Annotated in this window: 10 protein-coding genes; 1 reads left to right on the top strand and 9 read right to left on the bottom strand. The window is 74.8% G+C overall.

Translation table 11 applies throughout. From position 1 onward, the window contains the following. Window positions 1-32: 32 nt before the first annotated feature. The 5 genes from GTR02_RS13420 to GTR02_RS13440 all read right to left on the bottom strand — a co-directional run bounded on the left by GTR02_RS13420 (window position 33) and on the right by GTR02_RS13440 (window position 6,289). Window positions 33-1,142: a polyamine ABC transporter ATP-binding protein gene (locus GTR02_RS13420; RefSeq protein WP_205709213.1), complete on the bottom strand. Its 1,110-nt coding sequence runs from the start codon at window positions 1,140-1,142 to the stop codon at window positions 33-35. Window positions 1,143-1,156: 14 nt separating this feature from the next. Beyond that, complete coding sequence (locus tag GTR02_RS13425) at window positions 1,157-2,869, bottom strand: amidohydrolase family protein (protein WP_205709214.1); 1,713 nt, start codon at window positions 2,867-2,869, stop codon at window positions 1,157-1,159. 140 nt (window positions 2,870-3,009) lie between these two features. After that, on the bottom strand, window positions 3,010-4,368 hold the full coding sequence (locus tag GTR02_RS13430; protein ID WP_166608010.1) for an NAD(P)/FAD-dependent oxidoreductase: 1,359 nt from the start codon (window positions 4,366-4,368) through the stop codon (window positions 3,010-3,012). 65 nt (window positions 4,369-4,433) lie between these two features. Further along, the gene (locus GTR02_RS13435) at window positions 4,434-5,825 is read right to left on the bottom strand and encodes an aspartate aminotransferase family protein (RefSeq protein WP_166608003.1); all 1,392 of its coding nucleotides are present in this window, start codon (window positions 5,823-5,825) and stop codon (window positions 4,434-4,436) included. Next, entirely contained in the window at window positions 5,822-6,289 is a 468-nt protein-coding gene (locus GTR02_RS13440) for an AsnC family transcriptional regulator (protein WP_166608004.1), read from the bottom strand. The genes GTR02_RS13435 and GTR02_RS13440 overlap by 4 nt, the downstream gene beginning before the upstream one ends. A 147-nt stretch (window positions 6,290-6,436) precedes the next feature. On the opposite strand from GTR02_RS13440, the gene GTR02_RS13445 reads away from it, so the two are divergent. Beyond that, entirely contained in the window at window positions 6,437-7,825 is a 1,389-nt protein-coding gene (locus GTR02_RS13445) for an FAD-dependent oxidoreductase (RefSeq protein WP_166608005.1), read from the top strand. A gap of 233 nt (window positions 7,826-8,058) precedes the next feature. Here the strand turns inward: GTR02_RS13445 and GTR02_RS13450 are convergent, their stop codons facing one another. From GTR02_RS13450 to GTR02_RS13465, 4 genes are all read right to left on the bottom strand, one after another. Beyond that, window positions 8,059-8,835, bottom strand: a complete 777-nt coding sequence (locus GTR02_RS13450; protein ID WP_166608006.1) for a glucose 1-dehydrogenase — start codon at window positions 8,833-8,835, stop codon at window positions 8,059-8,061. A gap of 38 nt (window positions 8,836-8,873) precedes the next feature. Further along, window positions 8,874-10,166 (bottom strand): MFS transporter, encoded by a 1,293-nt coding sequence (locus GTR02_RS13455; RefSeq protein ID WP_205709217.1) that lies wholly within the window; start codon window positions 10,164-10,166, stop codon window positions 8,874-8,876. Window positions 10,167-10,227: 61 nt separating this feature from the next. Then, complete coding sequence (locus GTR02_RS13460; protein ID WP_166608007.1) at window positions 10,228-11,667, bottom strand: aminobutyraldehyde dehydrogenase; 1,440 nt, start codon at window positions 11,665-11,667, stop codon at window positions 10,228-10,230. Between the two features lie 27 nt (window positions 11,668-11,694). After that, window positions 11,695-13,620, bottom strand: a complete 1,926-nt coding sequence (locus GTR02_RS13465) for a primary-amine oxidase (protein WP_166608008.1) — start codon at window positions 13,618-13,620, stop codon at window positions 11,695-11,697. Window positions 13,621-13,807: the final 187 nt, after the last annotated feature.

Consider the following 13,807-nt stretch of genomic DNA (forward strand, 5'->3'; position numbering starts at 1 on the left):
CTCCAGGGTTCTCGGGGTGGACGGGTGGGGCGTCAGGCGGGGAAGACGTGCACCTGCTCGGGCGCGAAGGAGCACCAGACCGCACCGCCGACCTGGCCGGGCGCCGCGGCGTCGGTGCCGCGGGGGGCACGCGCGATCAGCTCGCGCCCCGAGGCCGTCACGACGACGCGCTGCACGACGTCCCCCAGGTGGGCCACCCCCGCGAGCGTCCCGCGGACGACGTTCGCCCCCGCGGTCTCCGCGGCCGACACCGTGATCGCCTCGGGCCGCACGGCCGCGAGGGCCGCCGAACCCGCCGGGAGCCCCGTCCAGGGCCGGGTGCTCGAGACGGTCGTGTCGGCGCAGCGCACGACCCCGGGCTGCACGACGGTGCCCGGCAGGAAGTTCTGCTTGCCGATGAACCCTGCGACGAAGGCGCTGACCGGTTCCGAGTAGATGTCCTCGGGCGCCCCGAGCTGCTGCACGCGCCCGTCGAGCATGACCGCGATGCGGTCGCTCATCGACAGGGCCTCCTCCTGGTCGTGGGTGACGAAGACGAACGTCGTCCCCAGCGAGGTCTGGAGCAGCTTCAGCTCGACCTGCATCTCCTCGCGCAGCTTGCGGTCCAGCGCCGAGAGGGGTTCGTCGAGCAGCAGGACCTGGGGCCGGTTCACCAGGGCGCGGGCCAGGGCGACGCGCTGCTGCTGGCCGCCCGACAGCGCCGCGGGGGCGCGTGCGGCGAAGTCGCTCATGCGCACCATGTCCAGGGCCTCGCCGACGCGGCGACGGACCTCCGCCCGGGGCGTGCGGCGCTGGCGCAACCCGTAGGCGACGTTCTCCGCGACGCTCATGTGCGGGAACAGGGCGTAGGCCTGGAACACCGTGTTCACGGGCCGCCGGTGCGCGGGGACCCCCACGACGGACCGGCCGGCGATCTCGATCGTGCCCTCGTCGGGCTCCTCGAAGCCCGCCAGCATCCGCAGCAGGGTCGTCTTGCCGCAGCCCGACGGGCCGAGCAGCGAGAGGAACTCCCCCGAGCGCACGTCCAGGTCGACGCCCGCCACGGCGGTCGCCGCGCCGAACCGCTTCACGACACCGCGCAGGCTCACGGAACCCCCGGCCTGCACGAGCGAGGCCGCGGGGGCGGGGGGTGCGGTGGTCACCGGGTCGAGGCTGGTCATCGGTGCCCTCCGGCGGTCGGGACGGACCCGCGGTCGAGGTGGTCGGAGTCGGTGTGGTCGTGGACGACGCGGCCGCCGACCAGCGTGGTCTCCACCCGCACCTCGTGCAGGGCGTGCGCGGGCAGGTCGAACGGGTCGACCGAGCAGACCGCGAGGTCCGCGACCGCGCCGGGGCGGACCACGCCGGCGTCCTCGTGGCGGTTGATCCACGCCGAACCCGCCGTGTAGGCCGACAGCGCCTGCGTCAGGGTCAGCGCGTGCTGCGGCAGGAAGGGCGCGACGCCGGGTTCCCCCGGCGGCTGCCGGGTGACCGCCACGGAGATCGCCTGCCACGGGTCGGGCGTCGAGACCGGCCAGTCCGACCCCATGACGAGCCGGGCACCGCTGCGCAGCAGCCCGCCGAAGGGGTACTGCCAGGCGGCGCGCTCCGGTCCGAGGAACGGCGTCGTCAGCTCCGACATCTGCGCGTCGTCGCACGCCCACAGCGCCTGCGCGTTCGCGCTCACGTCGAGCTCGGCGAACCGGCCGACGTCGTCGGGGTGCACCACCTGCAGGTGCGCGAGGTGGTGGCGACCGCCGCGCGAGGCGGGTGCGGAGCGGGCCACGGCGATCGCGTCGAGGGCGTCGCGCGCGGCGCGGTCGCCGATGACGTGGACGTGGACGTCGAACCCCGCGGCGTCCAGCGCCGGCACCGCGGTCAGGAGCAGGTCGCGGTCGAGGTGGGACAACCCCGTCCGGCCCGTGGAGCACCCGCAGCGGTCCAGGTACGGCGAGAGCATCGACGCGGTCTGGTTCTCCGCCACCCCGTCGAGCATGATCTTGACCGTGGTGGCGCGGAACCGCCCGGCGCCCACGGCGTCGCGCCGCGCGGCGAGCCCCGCCACGACGTCGGGCACGTCCTCGACGGCGTGTCCCCGCGGCCACCACAGCGCCCCCACGACGCGGGCCGTGAGCAGGCCCGCGGCCTGCGCCGCGAGGTAGGTGTCCGTGGTGTCCGCGTGCCCGGCGTAGTCGCCGACGATCGCGTCCTGCCAGCCGGTCACGCCCAGGGAGTGCAGGTAGCGCTGGCCCTCCGCGAGGCCCGCGGCCAGGGTCTCCGGCGTCACGGGCGGCAGGAAGCGCCCGACGAGGTCCATGGCGCCCTCGTGCAGCGTCCCCGTCGGTGTCCCGTCGGGATCGCGCTCGATCCGCCCGTCCGGCGGGTCCGGGGTCGTGGCGTCCACCCCCGCGATCCGCAGGGCGGCGGAACTCACCCACGCGCCGTGGTGGTCGCGGTTGACGAGGTAGGCGGGGCGGTCGCCGACGGCCGCGTCGAGCTCCTCGCGGCGCGGCGTCCCGCCGGGGTAGTCCGCCATCGCCCAGCCGCCGCCGACGATCCAGTCCCCGGGGGTCGCCGCCGCGCGCTGCGCCAGGTGGCGCAGCGTCGCCTCCTGCCCCGAGACCCCGGTCAGGTCGCAGCCCAGGCGTTCCACACCCCCCATCACGGGGTGCACGTGGGCGTCGGTGAGACCCGGGACGAGCAGGCGGCCCGCGAGGTCGACGACCTGGGTGCCCGGACCCGCGGGACCCACCGCGGCGCGGACCTCGCCGGCGGTGCCGACCGCGACCACGCGGCCACCGGCCACGGCGACCGTGGTCGCCGTCGGGTGCCGCTCCGAACCGGTGAACACCCTCCCGGAGTGCAGCAGCAGGTCGGCGTCGGGCGGCACGGGCAGCTCCCCTCCCTGGACGTCGAACGGTTCGACTACGGCGAAACGTACCCATCACCGGGCGCCCGGACAACGGATTCCGGCGTCGATCGTGTAAACACCGACCGGTTCCGCGCGGTGCGGTCGTCAGGCGGGCACGGTCAGTGGCCGGTCAGGCGTCCGAGGGCCGCGCCCACCAGGGTTCCCCGCCCGCGGCGCCGTTCGGCGGCGTCCGCGGCCCGCGCCAGGACGAGGCCGGCGTTGACGCCGGCCCACCGCAGCGGTTCGGGTTCCCAGCGCGGCGAGGTGTGACCGAACCAGGGCAGGTCCAGCAGCGGGGTGCGGCGCGACGTCACCGCGTCGGCCAGGGTCCGGCCCGCGAGGTTCGTCGTGGCGACGCCGTCGCCGACGTACCCGCCGGCGCTGCCGAGGCCGGTCGCGGGGTCGTAGCGGACGGCCGCGTGCCAGTCCCGCGCGATCCCCAGCGGGCCGCCCCAGCTGTGCGTGAACCTCGCGTCGCCGAGGTCCGGGAAGAGTTCGCGCAGGGTGGCGCGCAGGGCCTCGAACACGCGCGGTTCGGCGTCGAAGCCCGGCCGGATCGAGGAGCCGAAGTGGTACGGCGCGCCGCGGCCACCGAACGCCAGCCGGTCGTCGGCGGTGCGCTGCCCGTAGACGATGACGTTGCGGTGGTCGGAGAACGTCTCCCCGGCGGCCAGCCCCGCGCGGTCCCAGAACGACGCGGGCAGCGGTTCGGTGGCCACCATGAGCGAGTAGACCGGCACCACCTCGCGCCGCGAGCCCGGCAGGGTGCTGGTCCAGGCCTCGGTCGCCCGCACCGCGGACCGGCAGCGCACGGTGCCGCGCGTCGTCCGGACCTCGCCGGGGACGATCGAGGTGACCCGCGTCCCCTCGACGATCCGGCCGCCCAGGCGCTCCACCGCGCGGGCGAGGCCCCTGACCAGCCGCAGCGGGTGCAGGCGCGCGCAGTGCGGCGTCCACGTCGCGCCCAGCGCGCCGGCGATCCGGACGTGCTCGCGCGTCGCCGGGGCGTCGAGCAGGACCAGCCCCTCCTCCCCGCCGGCGGCCTCGTCGGCCGCGGCCTCCGCGCGGGCGCGTCGCAGCTGCGCCAGCGTCCGCGCCACGACGACCGTGCCGCCCTTGCGCCAGTGGCAGTCGATCTCCTCCGCCGCGACGACCCGCCCCACCTCGTCGACCGTCTCGCGCATCGCCCGGCGCATGGCCAGGGCGGCGGCCGCCCCGCTCTCGCGCGCCATCCGCTCGGCGCCCTGCGGGAACAGCGCCGAGCACCAGCCGCCGTTGCGGCCGCTGGCGCCGAAGCCCGCCGTCTCGGCCTCGACGACGAGCACGTCGAGGCCCGGGTCGGCCTGCAGCAGGTAGTAGGCGGTCCACAGCCCGGTGTACCCGGCCCCCACGACGCAGACGTCGACCTGCTCGTCGCCCGCGAGTCCCGGCCTCGCCGGGGCGGCCGCGTCGGCGGGGTCGAGGGTGTCCACCCACACCGACCGCGGGCCCCGGGGCGCCCCCGCGGGGCCGGGGCGCGCCGCGACGGAGTCGGCGGTGGACGTCACAACCGCGCCCACGCCTCGGTCAGGACGCCCCGCAGGCGCTGCTCGATGTCGTCGAACTCCCGCGGCCCGATGATCAGGGGCGGCGCGAGCTGGATCACGGGGTCCCCCCGGTCGTCCGCGCGGCAGTACAGCCCGGCCTCGAACAGCGCGGGCGACAGGAACCCGCGCAGCAGCCGCTCGGCCTCCTCGCCGCTGAACGTCTCGCGGGTGTGCCTGTCCTTGACCAGCTCGATGCCGTAGAAGAACCCCGCTCCGCGGACGTCGCCGACGATCGGCAGGTCCAGCAGCCGCTCCAGGGCCCCGCGGAAGTGCGGCGCGTTCTCGTGCACGTGCTGGACGAGGCCCTCGCGCTCGAAGATGTCGAGGTTCTCCATCGCGACGGCGCACGAGACGGGGTGCCCCCCGAACGTGTACCCGTGCGCGAAGGAGGTGTCGCCGTGGGCGAACGGCTCGAACAGCCGGCTCGAGGCGATCATCGCCCCGAGGGGCGAGTAGCCCGAGGTGAGGCCCTTGGCGCACGTGATGATGTCGGGCACGTAGTCGAAGTCCTTGCACGCGAACAGCTCGCCGATCCGGCCGAAGGCGCAGATGGTCTCGTCGCTGACCAGCAGCACGTCGTGCTCGTCGCAGATCTCGCGCAGGCGCTCGAAGTAGCCGGGCGGCGGGGGGAAGCAGCCGCCCGCGTTCTGCACGGGCTCGACGAAGACGGCGGCGACGGTGTCGGCGCCCTCGAACTCGATGGCCTCGCCGATGCGGTCGGCCGCCCAGCGGCCGAACGCCTTCGGGTCGTCCCGCAGGTGCTCGGGGGCGCGGTAGAGGTTGGTGTTCGGGGCGCGGAACCCACCGGGCACGAGGGGTTCGAAGGGCGCCTTGACCTCGGGGATCCCGGTGATCGACAGGGCCCCCGCCGTGGTGCCGTGGTAGGCGATCGCCCGGCTGATGACCTTGTGCTTGGTCGGCTTGCCGACGAGCTTGAAGTACTGCTTGGCGAGCTTCCACGCCGCCTCGACGGCCTCCCCGCCGCCGGAGGTGAAGAACACCCGGTCGAGGTCGCCCGGCGCCTCGTGCGCGAGGCGCTCGGCCAGGTCGATCGCCGTGGGGTGGGCGTAGGACCACAGGGGGAAGAAGGCGAGCTGCTGGGCCTGGCGCGAGGCCGCCTCCGCCAGCTCGGTGCGTCCGTGCCCGACCTGGACGGTGAACAGCCCGGCGAGGCCGTCGAGGTACTCCTTGCCCGCGGCGTCGTAGACGTGGGCCCCCTCGCCGCGGACGATGATGGGCACCTCACCGCCGTCGGCGAACGTCGAGTGGCGCGTGAAGTGCATCCAGAGGTGCTCGCGCGCCGCGTCGGTGCGTGCGGTGCCGCGGGGTGTCACGTTGCCAGCGCTCATCGGGTTCCCCAGTTGTAGAGCTGCTTGCGCAGCTTCAGGTAGACGAAGGTCTCGGTGCCGACCACTCCCGGGATCGCCCGGATCTTGGAGTTGATGACGTCGAGGAGCCCGTCGTCGTCCTCGCAGACCGCCTCGACGAGGATGTCGAAGCTGCCGGCGGTGATGACCACGTAGTCGATCTCCGCGACCTCGGCGAGGTGGTCGGCGACGATCCGGGTGTCCCCCTCGGCGCGGATGCCGATCATCGCCTGGCGGGCGAAACCCACCTGCAGGGGATCGGTGACGGCGACGATCTGCATGACCCCGCCGTCCAGCAGCCGCTGCACCCGCTGGCGCACCGCGGCCTCGGAGAGGCCCACGGCCTTGCCGATGGCCGCGTACGACAGCCGTCCGTCCTCCTGGAGGACCTCGACGATGCGCTTGGAGACGTCGTCCAGGGCGGGCGCGGGGGTGCGGGACGTCACGGCGGCGATGCTAGCCGCGCCCCGGCGCTCGAACAAGGGAATCCGTGGCCAGGAGGCTCTCGGACGACGGATTGCTTCTTGTCCTGCCCGTCCCGGCACGGTAGGACTGCACCGGAGCGTCAGCGTCCACCACCCCGGGAGTCCCGCGTGCCGTTCCACCCCGTCCCCACGGCCGCGGCCGAGGCCGCCCTGCAGGGCGCCCGGGACGTCCCCTTCTGGCTCGACGACCCCCGCCGGCCGGCTCCCCGGCCGTCCCTGCGGGGCGGGGCCCGCGCAGACCTCGCCGTCGTCGGAGGCGGCTTCACCGGGCTCTGGACGGCGCTGCGCGCGAAGGAGCGCGACCCGGGCCGCGACGTCCTGCTGGTCGAGGGCGCGACGACGGGGTGGGCGGCGTCGGGCCGCAACGGTGGTTTCGTGGCCGCGAGCCTCACCCACGGGCGCAGCAACGGCGAACGGCACCTGCCCCGCGAGGTCGACCGGCTCGAGGCGCTCGGGCTGGAGAACCTCGACGGCATCGAGGCGACCGTGGCGCGCTACGGCTGGGACTGCGCGTGGGAGCGCACGGGTGCGCTGACCGTCGCGACGGAACCGCACCAGGTCGAGGAGCTGCGCGGCGGCCCGGGTTTCCTCGACGCGGCCGCCGTGCGCGCCGAGGTCGACTCCCCCACCTACCTGGCCGGCGCCTGGAGCCGGCACGACACGGCCCTGGTGAACCCGGCGCACCTCGTGTGGGAGCTGCGGCGCACGTGCCTGGAGCTCGGGGTGCGGATCGTCGAGGGCACACCCGTGCGGCGACTGTCCTCCGACGCCTCCGCCGTCCGGCTGCACACCGACGGCGGGGTGGTCTCGGCCGCCTCCGTCGCCCTGGGCACCAACGTGTTCCCGTCGCTGCTGAAGCGCTACCGCCTGCACACCGTGCCGGTCTACGACTACGTCCTCGTGACGGAGCCGCTGACCGCGGGGCAGCGGGCGTCGATCGGGTGGGCCCACCGGCAGGGCCTCGACGACATGAACAACCAGTTCCACTACTACCGGCTCACCGCGGACGACCGGATCCTCTTCGGCGGCTACGACGCGATCTACCACTACGGGCGGTCGCTGTCCGCGGCGCACGACCAGCGCGCGGCGTCGTTCCGCACGCTCGCAGCGCACTTCGGCCAGACGTTCCCGCAGCTCGACGGCGTCCGGTTCACCCACGCGTGGGGTGGGGCGATCGACACGTGCACGCGGTTCTTCCCGTTCTTCGGCACGGCCCACCGCGGCCGGGTCGCGAGCGTCGCGGGCTTCACGGGCCTCGGTGTGGGCATGACGCGGTTCGCGGCCGACGTGCTGCTGGACCTGCTCGGGGGCGAGGCGACGGAACGCACCGAGCTGGAGCTCGTCCGCTCGACGCCGCTGCCGTTCCCGCCCGAACCGCTGGCGTGGGCCGGCATCACCCTGACCACCAGGGCGCTCGTCCGCGCCGACCGCCGGCAGGGCCGGCGGGGCCCGTGGCTCGCGGCGCTCGACGCGGCGGGGGTCGGTTTCGACAGCTGAGTCGCGCCGGTCGCGCGGGCTGGGGTCCACGCGTGGTCTCCCTGCAGCAGGTGCTGGCCCTCGCGCTGGCCGGCGTCGTCGTCATCGCGGTCCCCGGCCCCAGCGTCCTGTTCGCCGTGGGCCGCGCCCTCGCCCACGGGCGCGCGACGGCGCTCGCGACGGCTCAGCAACCTCAAGGTGTTCGTCCTGTTCGCGGCGGTCACCGGCCGCCACCGCTGAGTCCCCGGCCGGCCTCACGCCAGCGGGCGCCCCGCCGTCAGGCCCCCGTCGACGGGGAGGGTGTGGCCCGTCACCCAGGCGGCGTCCCGGGAGGCGAGGAAGGCGACCGCCCCCGCGACGTCCTCGGGCTCGCCCACCCGGCGCAGGGGGTAGAGCGGGCTCAGCCTGTCCGCCCCGCCCTCCTGCGCGTCCCACACCCGAGTCCGGACGGTCCCGGGCGCGACCGCGTTGACCCGGATGCCGTCCGGCCCGAGGTCGAGAGCCAGGTTCGCGGTCAGGGACACCACGGCCGCCTTCGCGGCGGAGTACGGCTCGCTCCCCAGCCCCGTGAGGCCGTTCACCGAGCCCACCGTGACGATGGCCGGGGACGCGGTGCTCCGCCGCAGGTGCGGGACCGACGCCCGGCAGCAGCGCACGACCCCGAGCAGGTTCAGGTCGATCGTCCGGGACCAGGTCTCGTCGTCCGTCGACTCGAACCGGCCGTGCGCGGTGTCACCGCCGGCGACGTTCACCAGCACGTCGAGGCCACCGAGGGCGTCGACGGCGCCCGCCACCGCGTGGTCGACGGCGCTCGCGTCCGTGACGTCGAGCTCGACCGCCCGGTGCCGGAGCGCCGCGGGCCCAGCGAGGGACGCGACCACGTCGTGCGCCGCGGGGACGTCCAGGTCGGCCACCGCGACCCGCGCGCCCTCGGCGGCGAACCGGGCGGCGCAGGCCCGGCCGATGCCGTGCGCACCTCCGGTGACCAGCACGGCGGAGCCGTCGAACCGGCTGGTGACGTCGCGGACCACGCCACGACCCTGTCACGGCGGCCGGCCGCGGGGAACGCTCAGCCGGGGGCGGAGACCGCGTGCGCCGGCAGCCGGCGGGCCAGCCAGGGCACGAGGAGCAGGGCGGCGCCGCACGCGGCGGCCACCGCGGCCCACGGCAGCCACAGCGCCACCGCGAACAGGCCGACCACCAGGGGCGCCAGCAGCTGGGCCGCGGTGAAGCTGTACTGGACGGTGGCCAGGTAGCGCCCGTGGGCGGCCGGCGGCGCGGTGGCCTCGGCCACCACCATCACGCGGCCCCCCAGCAGGCCGGCGGCGGCCAGGACCACCGTCGCCGCGAGCAGCCACGGCGCACGCCACGACGGCGTCAGCAGCGGGGTGAGGGCGCAGGCGGCGGACCAGACGGTGGTCAGCACGGCTCCGAGCGCGATGACGCGGGTGCGCCGCCAGGTGGCCGTCCAGCGCACCACGAGGGCCGCGCAGGTGCTCGTGAGCGCCGTCAGCAGCGCCACGCAGGCCCCGGGCAGCCAGGGCCGTGTGCCCACCTGGTCCACGGCCCACACCGCGAAGCCGACCAGGAAGACGTCGGTGGCCAGCCCGGTCAGGGCGATGAGCAGCAGCAGCCCGAGGAAGGGCCGGTCCCGCCACGGTGCCGGGCCGGAGGGTTTCGAGCCGGCGGGTGTCGGGCCGGCGAGTGCCGGAACGGCTCGTGCGGCCGCGCGCGGGCCGGCGGCGTCGACCAGCCACCGCAGCAGCACGGCGGCCACGAGGAAGCTGACCGCGTCGACGGCCACGGCGATCCGCAGCGCCGGCGCGTCCAGCCAGGTGAGCAGGCCGGCCCCGACGAGGGCCCCGAGCCCGAACGCCGCCGACCGCACCATCTCCACGTGCGCGAAGGCGCGGTCCTTGGGGCCCTCGCCGGCCACGGCGGCGATGAGGGAGAACAGCGAGCTGTAGAACGTCTGCGTGCCCGCGGCCACCAGCACCGCGCCCGCGACCGCGCCGACCACGGCGGCGCCCCTCCCGGTGGCGCTGCCGGCGAGGAGGTAGACGAGCATCCCCGCGGCCTGCACGAGGAGCGAGGCGAGGACGACGCGCCGCGCGCCGAGGCGGTCGACGACGACGCCCACGACCCCGGGTACCAGCAGCCCCAGGAGGCTGCCGACGAAGAGGGTGGCGCCGGCCGCGGCCAGCGAGAGGCCGACCACCTGGGTGCTGTAGACGAGCACCAGCGGCAGGAACAACCCCGAGCCGAGGTTGTCGACCGCGAGGGCACCGAGGAGCCCCCACCGGGCGCGCTCGGCCCCCTCGGCCCAGCCGCCGGGCCGGCTGCTCCCCCGCGCGTCGTCCACGGGGCGAGCCTGCCGCACCGGCGGCCGGGGCGAGCGCTGCGCCGGGGCCCGGGCGCGTCGCTCAGGAGTCGAGGTTGGCCATGACGTGCTTGATGCGCGTGTAGTCCTCGAGGCCGTACATCGAGAGGTCCTTGCCGTAGCCGGAGCTCTTGAACCCGCCGTGCGGCATCTCCGCGACGAGCGGGATGTGCGTGTTGATCCAGACGCAGCCGAAGTCGAGGCGGCCGGACATCCGCATCGCCCGGCCGAAGTCCTTCGTCCAGACGCTGGAGGCGAGACCGTACTCGGTGCCGTTGGCCCAGCGGACGGCCTCGTCCTCGTCGGTGAAGCGCTGCACGGTGATGACGGGACCGAAGATCTCGTTCTGGATCGCCTCGTCGTCCTGGTGCAGGCCGGAGACCACGGTCGGTTGGTAGTAGTAGCCGTCCGCCAGCTCCGCCGTGCCGCGACCACCGCCCGCACCGAGGACGGCGTGGTCGGGCAGCCGGTCGACGAAGCCCGACACGTGCGCGAGCTGCCGGACGTTGTTGACCGGGCCCAGGGCCGCGTCCGGGTCGTCGGGCAGCCCCGGCTTCGTCGCCCGCGCCTGCTCGGACAGGGCCGCGACGAAGTCGTCGTGGATGCGCGGCGAGGCGAGCACCCGGGTGGCGGCCGTGCAGTCCTGGCCCGCGTTGAAGTACCCGGCCATCGCGATCGCCTCGGCGGCGGCCTCGACGTCGGCGTCGTCGAAGACCACGACCGGGGCCTTGCCGCCCAGTTCGAGGTGGACCCGCTTCACCTGCGTCGCCGCGGACTGCGCCACCTGGACGCCCGCGCGGACCGACCCCGTGATGGCGACCAGCTGCGGGGTCGGGTGCTCGACGAGCGCCCGGCCGGTGTCGCGGTCGCCGCACACGACGTTCAGGACCCCGGGCGGCAGGACCTCGTTCGCGACCTGCGCGAGGAGCACCGTGGAGGCGGGCGTCGTGTCCGAGGGCTTCAGCACGATCGTGTTCCCGGCCGCCAGGGCCGGGCCGATCTTCCAGACCGCCATCATCAGCGGGTAGTTCCACGGCGTGACCTGGCCGACCACCCCGATGGGCTCGCGGCGCACCCAGGACGTGTGGCCCGCGAGGTACTCCCCGGCGGCCCGCCCCTCGAGCACCCGGGCGGCGCCGGCGAAGAACCGGAGCTGGTCCACCGCGGGCGGCAGCTCCTCGGACCGCGTCAGCGCGATCGGCTTGCCCGTGTTGCGCACCTCGGCGGCGATGAACTCCTCGGCGCGCTCCTCGATCGCGTCGGCCAGGTCGAGCAGGAACTTCTGCCGCTCCGCCGGGGTCGTGCGGCCCCACGAGGTGAAGGCCTTCGCGGCCGCCCCGTAGGCCGCGTCCACGTCGGCGGGCCCGGACAGGGGCGCCGACGCGTAGACGCTGCCGTTGGAGGGGTCGACGACGTCGGTGGTGCGGCCGTCGGCCGCGGCGACCGCCTCGCCGCCGACGATGTTCGAGAGGGCCTGGGTCACGTCGTTCCTCCGGGGGGTTCAGCGGGGTCAGTGGCAGGACGGGGTGCCCGCGTGCGCGGGACGCCCCGTGCGCGGCAGGTCGAGCGAGGGGTTGCGGTCGAAGAACCCCGCGGGCTTGAGCTGGAAGCTCACGACGTCCGCGGGCATCACGGGCCAGTCCTCGGGGCGGGTGACGTGGTGGATGCCGAAGACGTGCCACAGCACCACGTCGGTGCCCTCGAGCGGTTCGTCGTCGGCGATCCAGCGCGTCATGCCCGTGTCCACGGCGCTCTGCGTCGGGTGGTCGCCCGCGGGCCAGAGCTCGTCGTCGTGGTGGCGCGTGACCCACACGTCGTGGCCGATCACGGGGGCCCGCAGGAACTGCGGCGCGGACGGGTCGAAGAGGTGCGGGATCGCGGCCGTGGCCACGAGCTTGTACCCCGTCGGGGAGCCCATCGCGTTGCGGCGCTGCGTGCTCGCGACCTTCCAGCTGCGCTGGCGCTGCCAGTCGACGTCGCGGCCGGCCTCCGCCTCGGAGCGCACGGGGGTGCTCGTGGTGACGACCGCGAGGCCGTGGGGGTTCTCCGGCCCGATCGGCGCCGCGGAGGAGTCGATCTCGAAGACGGTGTTCTCCTGGCCGTCGACGTCGAGGTCGAGGCGGGCCACGAGGAAGTGCTGGTGGAACGGCGCGTAGGTGCGCTGGTCCACGAGCGTGCCGCAGGGCGGCGTCGGCGCACCCTCGGGCAAGGGGGTGGTCACCATGATGCCGGTGGCCCGCACCTCGCACTCGATGGTGCCGTCCTGCTGGAAGCGCCAGTAGACGAGGTACTCGTAGTTGGCGACGGTCGCGTGGAACGAGACCACCATGCGGCGCGAGCGGCGCACCTCGGCGCGGCCGTTCGCGTCCACGTGCTTCCACAGAACCGCGTCGTCCTCCTCGTGCAGGCAGATCGCGTTGGCGATCGTGAACGGCGCCCCGTGGGAGTCGGTGAGGACCGCGTCGAGGTAGCGGATCTCCCCGAGGCAGTCGCAGCCGAGCTCCAGGGACGTCGTCATGTACCCCAGGCCCCACTCGCCGATGTCGTAGGCGGTGCGGCGGCGGTGCTCGAAGCTGGGGTCGCGGTAGGGGACGATCATCTCCGCGAAGGACATCCGGTAGGCGATCTCGCGCTCGGCGCCGGCGTCGTCGTAGCGGACCTGGTGCAGCACCAGGCCTTCGCGGTAGGTGAACCCGATCCGCATCGACCAGTTCTGCCAGCGCAGCTCCCCGTCGCCGTCGATCGTGAACGAGGGGCCGTCGGGCTGGGAGACGTCGAGGGCGCGCAGGCCCTCGCGGGGTGCGTACCCCGGGACGAGCTCGGGCTCGTACTCGCCCATCACCGGGGCAGGAGGGGCGATCTCGTCCGCGACGTCGATCTCGAGCAGCTCGAAGGTGTTCATGTCGACGACGAACTTCAGCCCGTGCACGGGGTGGGCGTAGGGGTTGCCGTGCGAAGTCGCGCGGTGCCAGACGTCGCACCAGCCGAGCCGCCGGTCGCGGTACTGCTCCGGCATGACGCCGTGGCCGTACGTCCAGACGTCGATGAGCACGAGGTCCAGGTCGGTCAGGCCCCGCTCCGCGAGCGCCGCGACGACGCGGGGTTCGGCCTTCAGCGCCGCCTCGCACTCGTGCCACTCGTCGACGGTGAAGTTCGGCGTCACGCCCGGGAGGTGGTCGAAGCTCAGCACCTGGCCCGCGACGAGGTCGACGACGGCCTCGTAGGTGCGGTTGTCGTCGCGGTCCCACAGCACCGACGTCGCCCGCCGGGGCACGGCGTCGCCCGGCCGCCACGCCAGCACGTCCGCCTTGGGGGGCTCGGCGAGGACGACGGAGGCGAAGCGCATCGTGGGCGCGAGCCGCCCCGAGGACCGCAGCACCTCGAGGTTGAGCTCGAACTCGCCGGTGCGCAGCGGGATCAGGGGGTGGGACGGCACAGCGGGGACACCTCCAGGTGGGTCGGCAGCCGTCAGTGTCGCGCGACGGCCGCCACGAGGCAAGGACGGGGCGAGGGTTTCCGTCGTCGTGAGCCGGGAGGGCCACTGATTCCGCGGTGTGGGCGGGTCTGCGCTGCTAGCCTCCGCCGCACACGTGCGCGACGCCGCCCGACGCGAAGGAGCATCA

Origin of the sequence: Kineococcus siccus, from assembly GCF_009906795.1 — a bacterium.
GTDB lineage: Bacteria > Actinomycetota > Actinomycetes > Actinomycetales > Kineococcaceae > Kineococcus > Kineococcus siccus.